Raw genomic sequence first — 16,802 nt, 5'->3', positions numbered from 1 at the left:
CTTTTAGTATAAATAGTGAAGCTGATAATGTAAATTTGATCTACCTTCATTTTTAGCTAACCCTCAAGCCCATGAATGAAGGAATCCACACTAACTCGAGAAATATGTTCAAATCATATAACAAATGAGAATGATACACCAGTTAGTGAGTCTATTAATAGGAAGGAGGTTACTATTTGAATACTCGGATAACGTATTTTGCAGCCATCATAACTACCGTCGTTTTAGGCTTAAGCTCAAGAACGTTCTCCGGCGTAATTCCATTATTTATGGCTAAACATGCTGGGGACGTGCTTTGGGCAAGTATGGTCTATTTTGGTTTTCGATTTTTATTTATACAGAGAAGTTTAAAATGGGCAGTAGTGATCAGTGTTTTATTTAGCTTTGCTATTGAATGTAGTCAGTTATATAAAGAAGAATGGATAATCGAAATAAGAAATACGATTATTGGATCCCTCATACTTGGAAGAGGATATTTAACGATTGATTTGTTTAGATATGTCATAGGGATTATGATTGCTTTTTGGATAGACAAGCTATGGCTGCAGCGCAATAACTAAGATGAGTATAAGCATCATTATCCCACATTACGCTGATGAGCTTCCCCAACCACTTGCAGCTTTGCCTAACCATTTCCCTAATATAATTTCATTCATATCGAATAACGTTTAATCGGAATACATCTTCGCTAACTTCACATACATCCATAAGAAAAGCAATGCCTACGCCCATTACACCAGAGATTCAGGCATCCTGCTTAGTTTCTGCGGCCGACATCGATGGGACTACAAGAATGGTCGTTCCCACCGAAAATAAAATAATCAAGATCATGAGTTGACGAGCCGTTAGTATGTTCTCGTTATTCATGACATGCCTCTAGGTTGCCATTCAGTTGTAAGAATAAAAATAATGCCCTTAACACTTCTTCAGGAAGTGCAAAGGGCAGAAAGGTGAATTCAACGCTATTCAGCTATTGTCATGGAGTCAAAAGTTTGGCTTCAGTCGAATGATCTTATCATCGCCTTTATTTGGCTTGCCGCGACCGTCACGGTTGTTCGTCATGAGATATAGAGATCCGTCGGGTCCTTCATAGACATTGCGAAGCCTGCCGAACTTCCCTTGAAACAAATGCTCCACGTTGCTGACTGTATCGTACTTTGGACCTTTTAGATTTATTTTTAAAAGCCGTTCTCCCCGTAATCCTGCCACTAGGAGGCTGCCTTTCCAAGGCCCCTTGCTAACGAATGCTGTGCCTGATGGTGCCCACGTTTCTTTTCCGCTCTGGAGGATTGGCGTTTTAAGATTAGCTTTCACTGGACTCGATGCTGTGTCACCTTCGATTAATGGCCAGCCATAATTGCCCCCAGGTTCAATAAGATTAATCTCATCATGTGCGGATTGTCCATGTTCGGAGCTGTACAATTGCCCTGTTTCTGGATGCCAAGCGAGCCCTTGAGGGTTACGGTGCCCCATGCTGTAGATAGGCGAATTCTTAATAGGATTTGAGGCAGGAATAGATCCATCTAGGGCAATTCGTAATATTTTGCCTCCCGTGCTTGTTGGATCTTGTGCTAAAGGAGGATCATACCGATCACCAGAGGTAATATAAAGCAGCTTATCGGTACCAATTTTAATCCTTCCGCCGTTATGGTTTTGTGCTCCTGGTAATCCGGAAATTAACACTTTATCCAGCTGCGCTTTGTTATTTTTTTCGATAAGCCTCAACACACGATTGTTAATTTGATCATTTAGTCGATAGGTGTGATAGACATAGATATAATGGTTTTCCATAAAAGAGGGATCAAGCGCAAGCCCTAACAATCCTCCCTCACCTTCGCTAATGAAGGGGGCCTCGAAAGAGATAACTGGCTCAGGGTTCAGAAGACCCTTCTCAATCACACGCAGAGTACCAGGTCTTTCCGTGAAAAAAAACCGGCCATCCTTCGCAATATCCATCTCCCAAGGGACGTTAAGTCCTTCGGCGACGGTTTCCATTTTATAGGGAATATCCAATTGTGTCGTTGAAGTCTGATCTGGAGATGGTTCACTAACTTCTTTATTCGACGTACAGCCAGAGGTTATCCCAAGCGATAAAGCTATTAGAATAACTAGGATCGTTCTCATAAATCTTCCCCCTCAATGATTAGGATGAACATGCTTCTTAGCCTGTGGTATGTAACAATTATTATACCATTATGTGGAAGGAAACGAGAAACTGCATGGATTATCAAATTCTGAATATGAAGGAAAATACGCAGAAAAGGTCAGTGCCTTCAATAGAAGGAACTGACCTTTTCAAATTTATCTTAGTTGGCTAGCCTTTACCACTTGTCCACCATTCACGTGCAGCACTTGCCCCGACATGTAGGAAGAATCGTCTGAGGCAAGGAACACGTAGGACGGTCCAAGTTCCTCTGGTTGTCCGGGTCGCTTCATCGGACTGTTGGATCCGAATTTGGATACCTTCACCTCATCGAAAGTTGAAGGAATGAGCGGCGTCCAGATTGGACCGGGAGCAACTGCGTTGCTCAGCCGCATAGTAAACTGCTACCGCTCTACCAATTCCGCTATCACCGCCTGTAATAATGGCTGTTCGGCCAAGCAGCTTTTCGCTACCCTTATACTTGCGGTCAACAGAGATTGGACGGGGTATCATATCGCTTTCCAGACCGGGCCTACGATTCTGATGCTGTAGGGGTAATGTTTGAATGTGTTCGGTTTGCGAACTCATCATGAATCACTCCTTTGTTTGGGTTCCTAATGTATTAACCTGATTTCTATGCGTTGAACCATAATTCTCGTTACCCCGCAATGTGAATGGGAAAAATACCGTAACTCAAATACACGTGGTAGTATAAGAAACAAGAATAGTTTTATATAAGGAGCTAAATTCTCATGATTACATATCAAAATGAACATACAACCGTTTTTCAAAGCGCATTATATCAAACGACATCAACCGTTGTGCTGACGAAGGAAATGGTATTCATTGTTGATCCGAACTGGCTTCCAAATGAAGTTGATGAAATACGGAACTATGTTGATTCGGTCAAAGGTGATCGGGACCTATACCTGTTATTTACGCATGGCGATTTTGATCACATTATTGGTTATAAAGCGTTTCCCGGTGCTAAAACCATTGGGAGTTATGCACTAAGCTGTCATCCGAAGAAAGACTTTAAGATTGCATTGATTCAAGAATTCGATAGGAAACATTATATTAATCGAAATTATCCCGTCGAATTTCCAGTCCTTGATATTATCATCTCGGAAGATGCCGAGGAACTAAGGATAGGGGATACGTTATTGACCTTCTATAAATCCCCGGGACACACGCCGGATGGATTGTTTACTGTCATTGAGCCGTTGGGTATATGGATTACGGGCGATTATTTATCCGATTTCGAATTACCGTTTATTTATCATAGTGCCCAAGCCTATAAGGAAACGTTGAATAAGGCCAGTCAGATTTTAGATCAACACAGCATCGAGCTGTTAGTTCCGGGGCATGGACAAGTTACTATCAATCTGGCGGAGATGAAAAGGCGTTTGGACATGTCTTCGGATCATTTGGAACGGCTTATTAAGGCGGTCATAGCAAAAGATGAGCATGCTATCGCCGCGCTTGGTGATGAACATGCTTATAAGTCCTCTTTTACGGAAGAATGTCACGCAGAAAATATTAGAATCATTGCGCAGGAATATTCTAGTTAAGTCATTCATCTTCTCAGGAGGTGTGCGTCATGCAGGGACGATTACCTAGAAAGATTACTAGAAGAAAATTCTTGAACACGGCGAGTAAATGGGTTATAGGGACGACAGGGATTCTGGCAGGGAACACCGCTTTATTTTATTACGGAGCTGTTCAGCAGGATAAAGAAAGTAAGCAGTCTGCTACCGAGATACCTGGCTATATCGTGAAGCTCGGTGAGTTCGACCGGTTAAACGCGATTACTAGCGTTGAAAAGGTGGACTATGAGGCAACGATCAAGGACGGATGGGTAGAGAAATCCATCAAAGGGTTTGTCTATATCACAAAGGGGCCGGAGGGGAATCTGCACATTATTTCGTCTGTTTGTACGCATTTGGGTTGCGATGTGCTGCCGGCAACGATAGAACAACGAATTACGAAAAAGGATCTTTTCTTCTTATGTCCATGCCATGGCGCCGAATTCGATAAACAGGGAAACGCGGTCAGGGTGGTGTTAAAAGGGTTGGATACCTATCAACCTATTATCGCCAGCGGCAGTATCTATATTGATATAATGTCGCCTATAAAAGGAATATAAATGTGCGAGCATAAAAGGAGGGAAATGGAATAAAAAGGAACCGGGCGCCAAGCCGCGGTTCCTTTTTAGCAGTTAGAGCGCTAATCAAGGGACAATTATTTTGCGAGACAAACAAGCTGCTATAACAGCTAGCAGGGCCGTCTAAAATCCTTAACTATACTTTATTTTTGAAGCAAGGCAGCACCCCCTAAAAATTGTAAATTTCACGAAAGTATATGAGGGAAAGAAAGAATGTGAGGAGGAGCAACTGAATGAAGTCAAAAGTCTTATTTTTCACAGCGATCCTAAGCCTGATGGTAACAGGAGCCGCATTCGCTAAAGATGAGAACCCGAACAAACATGCGGAGAAGAAAACTGGCTTAGAAAATGCACTTGAACGAGGGAAAAAGAATGAAACAGCCCGTGAAGCTATACGTAGAGCAATGGAGCGGAAGCAAGAAAAGCACGATCAGAATAAATGGACGATAGAGCAGCGAGTTGCCGCGGACTTAAAAGAATTGGAGATTACATTCGGTGGTACTGACTCAAAAAGTCAAGTCACTCAGGCAATGGCTCTTCCGCTTGCAGGAACTCATGGTTCCACGATCACTTGGGAATCGAGTACACCTTCGGTTATTTCCAACGACGGACAAACCGTAGTTCGGCCTTCCGCAGGGCAAGGAGATGTTGTGGTAACTCTTACAGCCACTGTCAATTACGGTGACGTATCAAAAACCAAAACGTTTACCCTAACAGTTAAGCAGCTGAACTCAGAAGCCCAAAGAGTTGCCGCAGATAAAGCAGCATTGGCAATTACTTTCGGTGGGACGGATACGGCTAGCGCTGTTACGCAACCGTTAGCCTTGCCGCTTAGCGGAACTCATGGTTCCACGATTACTTGGGTATCCAGCAATGCTGCGATTATTTCGAATGACGGTAAAACGGTGAACCGTCCAACAGCAGCGCAAGGCGATGCTGTAGTGACTTTCACAGCTACCATAACCTATGGCAGTGTTTCGGAAACCAAATCTTTCTCATTAACAGTTAAGTCGGTGTTGACCGATGCTCAGAAAGTAGCTGCTGATAAAGCGCTGCTAACTATCACATTCAGTGGAACAGATACAACAAGCAGTGTAACACAACCGTTGACATTGCCGCTTAGCGGGACAAACGGTTCCGCGATCACTTGGGTATCTAGCAATGCATCCGTCATTTCGAATGACGGTAAAACTGTGCAGCGACCTTCCGCTGGCAGTGGCGACGTATCGGTGGTACTAACGGCGATCTTAACGAAGGGCAGCTCATCGGATGTCAAAACCTTTACTTTGACGGTAAAACAACAATTGACGGACGTGCAGCGAGTTGCTGCCGATAAAGCGGCCTTGGCCATCGTTTATGGAGGGACAGATACGTTATCCAGTGTCACTCATGCATTAACACTGCCGGCTGTGGGCGTTAACGGATCATCCGTCATCTGGTATTCGGGCAATCCATCCGTTATTTCGAACGACGGCAAAACGGTGAATCGTCCAGCTGCCGGACAAGGGGATATAACGGTAGTTCTTAGTGCAATCATCTCAGCCGGGGGCTATTCCGACACTAAGGTCTTTACAGTGACGGTAAAGCAGCAATTGACGGACGCGCAGCGCGTAGCTGCAGATAAGGCGGCGCTGGCCATCACTTTCGGAACTTCCGATTCTGCATCCAGTGTTAAGAACAATATTGGCCTGCCTATAAGTGGGCCGAATGGTTCCAATGTCATTTGGGTTTCGAGCAATACGGCAGTTATCACGAATAGCGGTGTCGTCACTCGACCGACAGCTGCCAGCGGAGAAACCGCGGTTATCATGACGGCTGTTATTACGAGCGGCGGTTATGCCGAAACAAAAGCATTTGTTTTGACGGTGAAGCAGCTTCCGTAACATTACTTTTAAATCTCAAAAAAAAAAATACAGTGAGTCCCCATCTTTCCAAGGTGGGGACTCTTTTACATGAGCGACTTTTTATTGACTTGAGACAAGAATGTTGTAATAGTATGATTGCTAGATATACTAAAAATATCAGAGAGCATGTTTGAGATAAGCTAGCGTTCCATGAAAGATGATTGGGTAAGACATTGTTCAGCAGGAACGAGGGAGTGGTTGGTACATGAAAAAAATAATTGTCAGACTTGCGCTATTACTTGCTGTTATTATCATTATTGTAGGTTATCAATATGCTAGACCTATCCTTACATCGGACGAAGCAATTTCGATAGCAAAAAAACATATGGTTACAGTAAATACTAAAATGAATCTATCTTATAAAACAAATAACATTGAGAGCAGTTGGGTCAATAAGGATACTTTTTGGAATATTGCCACTGGAAATAGAAAATGGTCCGTGTCAATTGATGGCGTTGGGATTAGTATAAATGCATATACAGGGGAGTTTATCGACATGATATTTCCATTGGATGGGGTGATAGCGAAGGATGACTATCCTGACTGGTTTGTAAAGTGAAATTGAAACATTAAAAGTAAAAACTACTAATGGCAGAGTGCACTATTAATTTTAAATTGTACATATTTCGGGTTAGGGGATAAGCGAAGCTTACCCCTTATTTAGCATGGTTAGCTATGTATTTTTGCAAATTGAGATTGTGGATTAGTGTATTAACCGGCTATTTCTTCTCACGAAGCTGAAGATGTCGTACGTTGTACAACAATTCTACCCTTATTTCATACTTTTGAGCTATTCATGGGAGAAATAGTTGTATGTTTCACAACAATTGCTGAAATATCGCTGATAAGCTTTCCAATTGTTGTACGAAGGCAGCATTACTTTTAAGTCTCCTTAAAGGCGCGGACATTTTCATACTAGCTAGAGTTTATTCAAATGGGTAAAGGTGCATTTCAGATTTATAGTTCAACTAATCACATATTTTTCACTCCTATTGGGCAAACCAAACAAGGATTCTTTTTCAATCCACTAATTATTTGGGTTAGGGGTGATAGCTCATTAGCGTGCAAACGATACAAAAACCGCGCATGGGACTGCCGGATTTGAAGGATAAGGTCGCATTGATCACGGGAGCGGGATCAGGAATTGGTCAGGCTGCCGCTGAGATGCTTGCACAGCAAGGGATGAAAGTATGTCTTGTGGATATGAAGGACGACAGGCTAGAGCAGACGAAACAGGATATTGTGGCAGCAGGCGGTCAGGCGATTACAGTGGATGTCGACGTCTCTGATCCGGACCGTGTTGCTCAGGCTTTCGAGCAGACCATAAAAACTTGGGGACGACTAGATGTCGTCTTTGCTAATGCAGGGATTAACGGGGTTTTGGCGCCGATCGAAGATATGAAGCCTGAGGATTGGGATCGTACGCTGTCCGTCAATCTTAAGGGGACTTTCCTGTGCGTCAAACAAGCGATTCCTCATATGAAAGAGAACGGCGGCAGCATAGTCATCACAAGCTCCATTAACGGCAGCCGCGCCTTCTCTGGATTTGGGATGACAGCCTATAGCACTTCTAAGGCAGGACAAGTGGCATTCGCCAAGATGGCAGCATTGGAGCTTGCCCGTTACAAAATACGCGTCAATGCCATTTGTCCAGGGTCAATCAAGACCAACATTGGAGAAAATACACAGCCGACGCCGGAGCTCGAAAAAATCAAAATTCCAGTCAAATATCCGCAAGGCAGCCAGCCGTTGGAACACGCACCAGGTCAGCCGGAGCAGGTTGCTAATCTGGTAGCTTTCCTTGCCTCGGAAGCCTCGAGCCATATTACCGGCACGGAGTTGTTCATTGACGGTGCTGAATCGCTACTTTAAAGATAGCCTGCAAACCTACTTGTTGGTGTGTGAGGGATACGGATGAATATCCAAGGAAATGAGCAGTCTATATTCGGAGGTGAAAGAAAATCATGGATGAGCAAAAAGAAACTGTCACTTCATACGATCCGAAAAGCGGACAATCCAAGGAGGTCAATGTCGTCTTGGATCATGCTCGTAGTGGAGGCATGAAATATACAATTGAAGATGTAGAGAAAGATAACAAGAAAAATGATGAATAGTCACTTATAAAAAAGTGAAAAGCGTATGTTGACTCACGGGACTCTCCCGAAACCAACATGCGCTTATTTATTTTCTCTAACGATTAATCGTCAAAACCTGCTCGACATGTTTCAGGACTAGTGTGCTCGGAGCTTCTGATAACCGTATCATCTGGCCCGTCTTCATTGGTATCATCCGATTTACCTTCAGCATTAACCGTAGATTCAATATTTGTGTCTTTGTTATTTGTTAAGTTATCTATGCTTCTCACCCTTTCAATAGTATAGGCTAATATGCTTCGTTTATAAGAGATTTATGCGTTGGTATCTATAATTTGCGGGTTTATGTTCGCTTTAGTCATCACTGCCATTGGCCATTAAAAGAGGAATTTGTAGGTCTTGACAAACCATACTGTAATATTTATAATTACAGTATAAAGTCCTTACAAAAAATAAGCTAATGGCGGTGATGATCATGAACTTTGTAATCAGTGATTGGGTTGTAGCAACTACAAATGAAGATGAATTGCTGCATGGTTATATTGAGTCTATTGATGTGCTGTTAGGCATTGCTCGGGTGCATGTTATTGCATCTGATCGTGAAACTGCCATCGGAAAAATAATGGAAGTAAGCAGTCAAGACGTAAAGAAATTACCGGTAAGCGAGTTTGATATAGAAGATCAAGTAAAGAGCTTGATTGATGTGGCGCTAACAACCAGAGACGAGCAATGGTTCAATGAATTGTCAGCGAAATTATTCGCTATTCAACAAAATGGCACGAAACGCGGCGAGCGTGATGTATTTCCATCCTACTATCATAACCGTTTAGGTGTTGATCAGTTTTAATGGGTAGAATCAAAGAAAAAGCCAATCCAAGAGACATGTTCTGCATGTTGTCTAATGGATTGGCTTTTTAGTTATATTTTACCGCTTACTGAATAGGTGCCTTGTTTGAGACTAGTTTTTCTTTCGTGACTTCCGCGGCAAAAAGAGTCTGTAGTTCTGTGACTTTTCTGGGATCGGTAAGTGTCACTTTGTCAGCGAAATAATGTTCAACGAGCAGTTCCCATGTAGGGGTTACCTTTTGAGCCGTCATGGCTCGAATAGCGGTCTTAACCAGCCTTCGTTCCTTGGCATTAGCGTACACGTCGATGTACTGCTGTTTGCGTTCGAAATCTAACTCTGTAAAAATAGCTCGAAATACCTCAGCTGTCATACGCGCGTCGTCCAATGCTCTGTGAGCGGAGCCTTCAGCAGCTATGTTAAGATCGAGCAAAGCAGCCTCGACACTGACATCATTCGTTACATTTTTATAGCGGATAAACCCTTTCAATAGATCAAAATAGCTTGCTGCCATCCAATAAGCATCATCCAACTTATGCATCCGCGTATCATACACGATGCGTTTCAAATCCTCGCCACCCCAGGTGACTAGCAGGAAAGCTTCGCTTCTATTTAGCCAATTCACGAAATCCGTAATAACTTTGCGAAAGCCGTCGGCTTGATCGATATCTTCTTGGGGAATGCCCGTCTTTTTCTTGATAAATCCATTTAATTTAGAGAAATAAACAGGTTTGACCAAAGATGAAAACTCATCAATAGCCTGAAGGGAGGAATCTAAACGAACTGCTCCAATTTCAATAACTTCCATAGGTAAATCGCTCGCAAACTTGCGACCGTTAAATTCAATGTCCAAAATAATGTAATCCATGATGTTGCCCCCGTTCTGTCTCTGTGTTTCCATTCTATCAGAAAATGCCTAGGATACCAGCTTCTGTTTTCCATAGATCACATTCAGAACGAAACTAAACAGTAGGCCTGCAAAGGACATTCCTGAAATCCATAGATATAATTGTTTCCCGCCAAAGCTTTCGTAGAACCAACCACCCAAATAAGAAGCGACGATACCCGATACGCCAAAGAAAAGGATTGCAAGCACAGTCTGTCCCGTTGCACGCCATTCTTCAGGAACAATACGGTATAAATATTGGATAGCAGCTGAATAAAATATCGGGAATGTGAAGGTTTGCAGCAGTTGAAGATACACGAGAATGTGAGGATCAGTCACCCACGCGGATAGAAAAAAGCGAATGAAGTAAAACACAGCAGCGAAAGAAATGATAGCCAATTCTTTTCCTTTGCGAAGCCACCAAAAGCTTAGAGCGAATACGAGAATTTCACTCCCTGCTGCTAGAAACCAGGCTAAGCCGACCATGTCGGGTGTGCCGCCTAATTTTCGAATATAGACGCCAAGAAAAGTATCGTTGATCCGTTGAGGCACGGCAACAATAAAAATAAGTAACATAAACCAAATGGTTTCTTTATTGCTTAAGAAATTGCGTAGACTTTTTAGAGAGATCGGTTTCCCAGTTACAGGCACATCAGGCAATGGCAAGCAGATTAGAATGCTTATGATGCCTATTCCAGCAAACAAGAACGCTAAACTATTGATTCCGAAATATTGTGTGGTATAACCAACGGCCAAGGACATGACCGCATAACCGACAGCTCCGAAGGTTCGTATGGAACCGTAGCTTACCCCGTTAGCCTCCGCTGTTTGGAAATTTAGACTTTCTGTCAGGGGATCGAGAGGCATTAAGAAAAAATACATAAGCATCGTAAAAAGAAGAAGCACAATAAAGCTGGATGAGGCGTATAACAAGTACCCCACAATGGTTGAACATCCTAAGAGGAGTAACATAACCTTCTTAATTGTCTTACCTCGATCACTGATCATGCCCCATAAAGGCTGCGAGAAGATTGCAATGAAGCCTCCCGTTCCTATAATGAGACCAATCTTCGTTGCTGGAAGTCCCTGCGCATCTAAATAGACGGGAAGAAATGAAACAAACATAGCCAGAAGTGCAAAATACAAAAAGTTAAACGAACGCAATAAATTTGAAGAATTCATGATGACCTTAACCTTCCCAGATAAATTAGCACAATGCTGTTGTAAAACTACATTCTATCATGTCACCTTCAAGAATCCAAAGTAAATGAAGGCGATTCTTTCAGAGACGTACCTCTGAGGGATTCGTACCCGTTACTTTTTTGAACTGTCGACTAAAGAAATGCAGAACTTAGTAGCAACCTTCCTGCATCTTCCAATCTCTGTGAGGACGGTTTACAATTAGAGAGAGGAGTTGATGCATAATGGGATCACCGATCGTGCGACTGGTACTTGATGCCAAAGCCACATTGGCTGAAGGTCCGTGCTGGAATGCAGAACAGCGTTTGCTGTATTGGGTTGATATTATAGGTAAGAAATTTGGAAGGTTCGATCCTGAAACAGGGCTTAACGAAGATTTTCCCATTGGGGAATATGTCGGTGCAGTTGTCTGTGCCGGCGAAAATGAGGTTATGTTAGCGACACAGTCTGGATTCCAAACGTACCAGATGCAGCAGAGAAAGCTTACGCCTCTTGTTGATCCAGAATCTCATTTACCGGGAAATCGGTTTAACGACGGGAAATGTGATCCTAACGGACGATTCTGGGCGGGCACCATGGAAATTATTGAAAAAGAGGCAACAGGCGCACTCTATGTGTTAGAAACGGATCATAGTTATCGCAAGGTTTACGAGGGAGTGGGCGTTTCCAACGGGATCAGTTGGAGCCTAGATGAGAAAGAGATGTACTATATCGATTCTATGAAAAAGCTAGTGCTCGCTTTTGAGTATGAGGCGGATAAAGGAGAAATTAGCAACCCGAGAACACTGATCGATTTTAAGAATGAAAAAGGGTTCCCGGATGGTATGACAATTGATGAAGAAGGGATGCTGTGGATCGCCCATTGGGATGGTTGGCAGGTTTCTCGTTGGAATTCCAAAACAGGTCAAAAGATTGACAGCATTGCCATTCCTGCAGCTAAAGTGACCTCCTGTGTTTTCGGTGGAGACGAACTGGACACCTTGTACGTTACTACCGCCCGCAAGGGTCTTCAGGAGGATCAAGCGGGTGATCAACCTCACGCTGGAGGGATTTTTGCGGTAAAGCCAGGTGTAAAAGGCACGAAGACGCATTCATTCGGAGTACAGCATGAGGAACGGAAAGGGTAGGTTCTATGTCAAATAAGAATAAACAATTAATGATTCAGTATATCGGTCAGGTCGGCGTTATTCTACGTAAAAACGATATCGCTATTGCGATTGACCCTTATTTGACGGATTCTGTTGATCAGCTTCCTGGGTTTCCGGAGGGCTTTTGGCAGCGGCGGTATGCGCCTCCAATGAAGCCAGAGGCACTAACGGATTTGGATCTCGTGCTTTGTACGCATGAGCATATGGACCACATGGATCCAGACACGCTGCGGGCTATCGCCTTGGCATCTCCCAAATGCCAGTTTGGTGCTCCTAAGCCGTGTTTGCCTTTGTTGGAGGCGATCGGCATTTCAGCAGAGCGGCTGCATGCGCTTGGGACCCAGATGCCGTTTCAATACGGCGCTGATCTGATCATTCACCCCATCCCGGCTTGGCACGAGGAACGAGTGCGAGATGGTGAAGGATGGGATCACTATTTAGGCTATATCTTACAGTGGGATGGATTGTGTATTTATCATGCAGGAGATACGCTTTTGACGGAGGAGTTAGTCGAGGCGCTGTCCGGCTTCACCATCGATGTAGGGTTTCTGCCGATTAACGGAAGGGACATTTTCCGCAATCGCCTCGGTGTCGTAGGAAACATGAACGCTCTGGAAGCAGCGGATTTGGCGGCTCATTTGAAATTCGACATGGTGGTGCCTGTTCATTTCGATATGTATCCAAACAATAGTGAAGGGATCGCTCCCTTCGTTGAGCATTTGTATCAGAAGCATCCAGGACAGAAATTTCATATTTTTCAACCAGGTGAGACTCTGCACTATGTGAAGACTTGATTTTCGACAGTTTCTGTATAGAGAAATAGGTACCTAGGTCAATGTAATTAAGCCCATCTTCATCTAACGATTTAACATACTTTGTGATATTGTTTGTTCAAGCCAATCACAAACATGACCATTATGAAATGGAGTGTTGTTCAGATGAAGATGTACCAATCCGTTGATTTTATCCAACAAGATGAGAAAATAGCGCTTTACAAGCTCCACCAGCATTCCAATGAACCCGAGCATACGCACAATTTCGTCGAGTTGGTTTATATCTGGCAGGGTGCTGGTTATCATGAAGTGAACGGAAAGGCTTATGAAGTGCAGCGCGGGGATTTTTTGTTCATGAATATTGGGGACCGACATTCGTTTGCAGTACAGAAAGATATGCAGTATATGAATATTTTGTTTGATCCTAAATTTCTAAGTGATCAGTTAAGTTCAACAGATGCCACATCACACTTTTTGCCGCTGAAATTGTTCCAAGAATTCAAGGATTCGTTAGAGAGCCCGGCACCGCACGTAACCTTTAAGGGAAAATGCATGATTGAGTTAGAACAGCTGTTGGAAACGATGTACTCGGAATACTGTGCTAAAAAGAGCGGCTACTTAGCTATGCTGCATGGGTATGCGACGCTCCTATTAACACGGATGTTCCGAATGATGCAAGAAAATCTGCAAAACTCGGATCTACGAACGGCCTATCACATGCTGCCGCAATTGCTGTCGTATATTGAGCAGCATTATGCCGGCCACATTACGCTGAATGATCTTGCAAAAGAGAGCTTTTATTCCCCGTACTATTTGAGCAAAATGTTCAAAGAATGCCTGGGATTCACATTCACGGAATATATACATGATGTTAGGCTGCGAGAAGCAAAGCGTATGCTGCTGGAGACGGAGGATTCTGTCGAATCTATCGGGCGCAGTGTCGGATATGAGGATAAAACGCAGTTTTTCCGCTTATTTAAGCAAACGTTAGGAATGACGCCTCAACAGCTAAGAAAGCAAATTTAGGGCGTTAAATTGTAAACGATTACTTTTTATTAGAATTAAAGACTTGGCTGAGGAGCCAGGTCTTTTTTGCGTATATGATAAGATCCAAAAAGGCTATGAAAGAACAGCTGAAACCGCAGAAACGGTGGGAATGAAGTCTGAGAGGTTGGATTCGGCGCTTAATGTGGGAGGAAGTGAAGCAGCATGACCAAATTAGAGTCTGAGTGGTTAACCACCACGCTGATGAGAATCTTCAGTGAATAAGCTTTTGACTTTATTGGACTTTCTTTATGTTTATTTGGTTTCACCCAATAAGTCTATTAAGTCGGACAAAATCATGAAAGGCCGTTCAAGTTTTGCTGTAGAGAGAAGAAGATTACTATCTTTTTTCACTATTCCTCCCCGAATGATAACGGTCTAATTGGACTAAACATGCGATAAATCGGTCTAATCTTGTCGGATCTTCACGACGAGTAGTGTGTTTAGTGAACATGCAGAATTTTCAGAAAATTGTAGTGCTTATTTTGCTATTTCGTTATAAAAATGGGAAGGAGTCCACAAACTCAAAAACCATTAAAGGGAATCGGAGGGTTGCATATGAAGTCATGGAGGAAGTCGGTTATTGTACTCCTGGTTTCTGCACTGATGTTGGCTCTGGTACTTTCGGGGTGTACAGACAGTCCAGCATCCACGTCACCAACTCCAGCACAAACGACAGAAGCATCGAAATCACCGGAAGCATCGAAGGCACCTGCCGGCGGCGGCGGGCAGCCAGCACAGTTGACGGATTTTAAAGATTCACCGTTCCTAGCGGGGAAAGGTCTTCCGGCTGTGAAAGATCGCTTGCCTAGCGATTATAAGTTCACGAATGAAATTCCGGAAAGCCAGATGAAGTACGAAATCGGTTCATACGGAGGTGTTTTGAGAACGGTTACATCTGCTCCTAACTGGGATGCTGATGTTTTCGTCATGAACAATGAGCCGCTGCTGAACACCCCGGGTATTCTCGGTGACACGATTACAGGCAATGTGCTCAAGGATTATACAGTCAGTGATGATCAAAAAACGTTTAGTTTCACCATGCGCAAAGGGCTGAAATGGTCCGATGGGAAGCCTGTCACGACAGACGACGTGAAGTTCACGGTCGAGGACATCTTGAACAATCCTGAACTGACCCCGATCTTCCCGGTATGGCTTCGTGGCGGCGGTGAAGCAGATGCGGCCCCGATGAAGCTTGAGGTCATCGATGATATGAACTTCAAGTTGGTCTTTGATCGTCCATATGGTGGAATCTTGATCCGATTAGCGATTCAAGGCTGGCGTGGATATACGGAGCTCATCCGTCCGGCACACTATCTCAAACAGTTCCACAAGAAATACACGACGATGGATAAACTCGAGCCATTGATCAAAGAAGCCGGCTTCCAGCCTGGCGAATGGTTTAATCTTTTCAACGATAAAGACATCACAAACTGGGAACTCGCGAACAAGAAAGCGGTCGGATTCCCTGTGCTGTACCCTTGGATTATGGCCAAAACGACAGAAAGCGTAACGACTTTTGAACGCAACCCATACTACTTCAAAGTTGACGCTGCTGGCAATCAACTGCCGTATATTGACCGCATCCAAAGTACACTCGTACAGGATATCGAGATCGTTGGTTTGAAAACGATTTCCGGTGAGGTCGATTTCTCAAGGGAGTCGGCTGCGCTAATCAAAATGCCTCTATACAGGGAAAATGAAAAGAATGGCTATAAAGCATTGCTTGCGAATATGCACGTGACACCTACCGATATATTCCTGAATCAATCATTCGATGATGCAAACTGGCAAAAAGTCGTTCAGGACGTTCGTTTCCGAAAAGCGTTAAGTCTGGCTTTGAACCGCAAAGAGATTATCGATACGGTTTACTATGGTTTTGCGAAGCCGGGTAGTATTGAAGATGCGACATTTGATCTGGCTGGGGCGAATAAACTTCTCGATGATATGGGTCTTAAGAAAGGTGCGGACGGCAAACGATTAGGCCCGGATGGTAAAGTGTTTACAATCCCGTTCGAAGTTGGCGCTCAAGCGCCGGATATCGTACCGCTCACGCAATTGATTGTGGAAATGTGGAAGCAGCTCGGTCTGAATGTGACGATGAAGACAATTGATCAGACACTTTGGACGACTCGCGGTACGAATAATGAACTTCAGGCTACAATGATTTGGACGCATACACCGCTCTGGTATATGGGAGATTGGGGTACGCAGAGATGGGGAACCCAGTGGGATCTTTGGCGTACTACAGGCGGTAAGCAAGGGAAGGAACCGCCAGCAGACGTGAAAAATCTGTACAAAATGATCAATGACGCAGCAGCTGCTAAACCAGAGGATGCGAAGAAGAAAGTGGCAGAAATTAAGCAAATTATGAAAGACAATGTTTACTACTTCATTCCGATTTCGGAAGTGAAGCAGCCGTTGATCGTCAATGCGAAGCTGCACAACATTCCGAATGACACCAGCTTTGCCATCGGCGCGAACTTCAGTGGCGAGCAGTTCTTCTTCGGTAAATAAATAGGAAAGAACCGATGTGAGCCCGGACGGCGGCAGGGTGTTCGATCCGGGCTTCAAGGTTCGTTTCACAGGGTACATTTTTGGAA

Annotated in this window: 16 protein-coding genes and 1 pseudogene; 12 read left to right on the top strand and 5 right to left on the bottom strand. The window is 43.8% G+C overall.

The genetic code is table 11. The features are described from left to right. Positions 1-176 precede the first annotated feature (176 nt). Complete coding sequence (locus tag QFZ80_RS20785; RefSeq protein ID WP_307560766.1) at positions 177-560, top strand: ribosomal maturation YjgA family protein; 384 nt, start codon at positions 177-179, stop codon at positions 558-560. A gap of 184 nt (positions 561-744) precedes the next feature. On the opposite strand, the gene QFZ80_RS20780 is transcribed toward QFZ80_RS20785, so the two are convergent. From QFZ80_RS20780 to QFZ80_RS39335, 3 genes and pseudogenes are all read right to left on the bottom strand, one after another. Further along, positions 745-867 (bottom strand): hypothetical protein, encoded by a 123-nt coding sequence (locus tag QFZ80_RS20780; RefSeq protein ID WP_307560764.1) that lies wholly within the window; start codon positions 865-867, stop codon positions 745-747. Positions 868-984: 117 nt separating this feature from the next. Next, a complete protein-coding gene (locus QFZ80_RS20775) occupies positions 985-2,124 on the bottom strand; it encodes a PQQ-dependent sugar dehydrogenase (RefSeq protein ID WP_307560762.1) in 1,140 nt (379 codons plus the stop codon). A gap of 177 nt (positions 2,125-2,301) precedes the next feature. Then, positions 2,302-2,526: pseudogene (locus tag QFZ80_RS39335) on the bottom strand (SDR family oxidoreductase); the annotation flags it as partial. A gap of 369 nt (positions 2,527-2,895) precedes the next feature. Here QFZ80_RS39335 and QFZ80_RS20765 point away from each other — a divergent pair. The 7 genes from QFZ80_RS20765 (at position 2,896) to QFZ80_RS20735 (ending at position 9,151) form a co-directional block, all read left to right on the top strand. Then, positions 2,896-3,714 carry an MBL fold metallo-hydrolase gene (locus QFZ80_RS20765; protein WP_307554573.1) on the top strand — a complete coding sequence of 273 codons (819 nt, stop codon included), beginning with the start codon at positions 2,896-2,898 and terminating at the stop codon, positions 3,712-3,714. 29 nt (positions 3,715-3,743) lie between these two features. Beyond that, positions 3,744-4,289, top strand: coding sequence for a QcrA and Rieske domain-containing protein (locus QFZ80_RS20760; protein WP_307560760.1), 546 nt, complete (start codon positions 3,744-3,746; stop codon positions 4,287-4,289). Between the two features lie 251 nt (positions 4,290-4,540). Continuing rightward, positions 4,541-6,190: an immunoglobulin-like domain-containing protein gene (locus tag QFZ80_RS20755; protein WP_307554577.1), complete on the top strand. Its 1,650-nt coding sequence runs from the start codon at positions 4,541-4,543 to the stop codon at positions 6,188-6,190. A 226-nt stretch (positions 6,191-6,416) separates the two neighbouring features. After that, entirely contained in the window at positions 6,417-6,770 is a 354-nt protein-coding gene (locus QFZ80_RS20750; RefSeq protein ID WP_307554579.1) for a hypothetical protein, read from the top strand. 527 nt (positions 6,771-7,297) lie between these two features. Continuing rightward, the gene (locus QFZ80_RS20745) at positions 7,298-8,083 is read left to right on the top strand and encodes an SDR family oxidoreductase (RefSeq protein WP_307564172.1); all 786 of its coding nucleotides are present in this window, start codon (positions 7,298-7,300) and stop codon (positions 8,081-8,083) included. A gap of 92 nt (positions 8,084-8,175) precedes the next feature. Beyond that, entirely contained in the window at positions 8,176-8,325 is a 150-nt protein-coding gene (locus QFZ80_RS20740; RefSeq protein ID WP_307554580.1) for a hypothetical protein, read from the top strand. Between the two features lie 454 nt (positions 8,326-8,779). Beyond that, positions 8,780-9,151, top strand: a complete 372-nt coding sequence (locus QFZ80_RS20735) for an IDEAL domain-containing protein (protein WP_307554582.1) — start codon at positions 8,780-8,782, stop codon at positions 9,149-9,151. An 85-nt stretch (positions 9,152-9,236) separates the two neighbouring features. Here QFZ80_RS20735 and QFZ80_RS20730 read toward each other — a convergent pair whose 3' ends face one another. Both QFZ80_RS20730 and QFZ80_RS20725 read right to left on the bottom strand, forming a co-directional pair. Further along, positions 9,237-10,016, bottom strand: coding sequence for a 3'-5' exonuclease (locus QFZ80_RS20730; RefSeq protein ID WP_307554584.1), 780 nt, complete (start codon positions 10,014-10,016; stop codon positions 9,237-9,239). A gap of 48 nt (positions 10,017-10,064) precedes the next feature. Continuing rightward, positions 10,065-11,216 (bottom strand): MFS transporter, encoded by a 1,152-nt coding sequence (locus QFZ80_RS20725; protein WP_307554586.1) that lies wholly within the window; start codon positions 11,214-11,216, stop codon positions 10,065-10,067. Between the two features lie 242 nt (positions 11,217-11,458). On the opposite strand from QFZ80_RS20725, the gene QFZ80_RS20720 reads away from it, so the two are divergent. The 4 genes from QFZ80_RS20720 to QFZ80_RS20705 all read left to right on the top strand — a co-directional run bounded on the left by QFZ80_RS20720 (position 11,459) and on the right by QFZ80_RS20705 (position 16,716). Next, entirely contained in the window at positions 11,459-12,361 is a 903-nt protein-coding gene (locus tag QFZ80_RS20720; RefSeq protein WP_307554588.1) for an SMP-30/gluconolactonase/LRE family protein, read from the top strand. A gap of 5 nt (positions 12,362-12,366) precedes the next feature. Continuing rightward, on the top strand, positions 12,367-13,176 hold the full coding sequence (locus QFZ80_RS20715) for an MBL fold metallo-hydrolase (protein WP_307560757.1): 810 nt from the start codon (positions 12,367-12,369) through the stop codon (positions 13,174-13,176). A 144-nt stretch (positions 13,177-13,320) separates the two neighbouring features. After that, complete coding sequence (locus QFZ80_RS20710) at positions 13,321-14,181, top strand: AraC family transcriptional regulator (protein WP_307554591.1); 861 nt, start codon at positions 13,321-13,323, stop codon at positions 14,179-14,181. A gap of 576 nt (positions 14,182-14,757) precedes the next feature. Next, complete coding sequence (locus tag QFZ80_RS20705; RefSeq protein WP_307554593.1) at positions 14,758-16,716, top strand: ABC transporter substrate-binding protein; 1,959 nt, start codon at positions 14,758-14,760, stop codon at positions 16,714-16,716. Positions 16,717-16,802: the final 86 nt, after the last annotated feature.

The sequence above is a fragment of the Paenibacillus sp. V4I7 genome (assembly GCF_030817275.1).
In the GTDB taxonomy this organism is placed as follows: domain Bacteria; phylum Bacillota; class Bacilli; order Paenibacillales; family NBRC-103111; genus Paenibacillus_E.
Note: the sequence above shows the minus strand (reverse complement) of the source record. Positions and strands in the feature narration are given on the sequence as shown.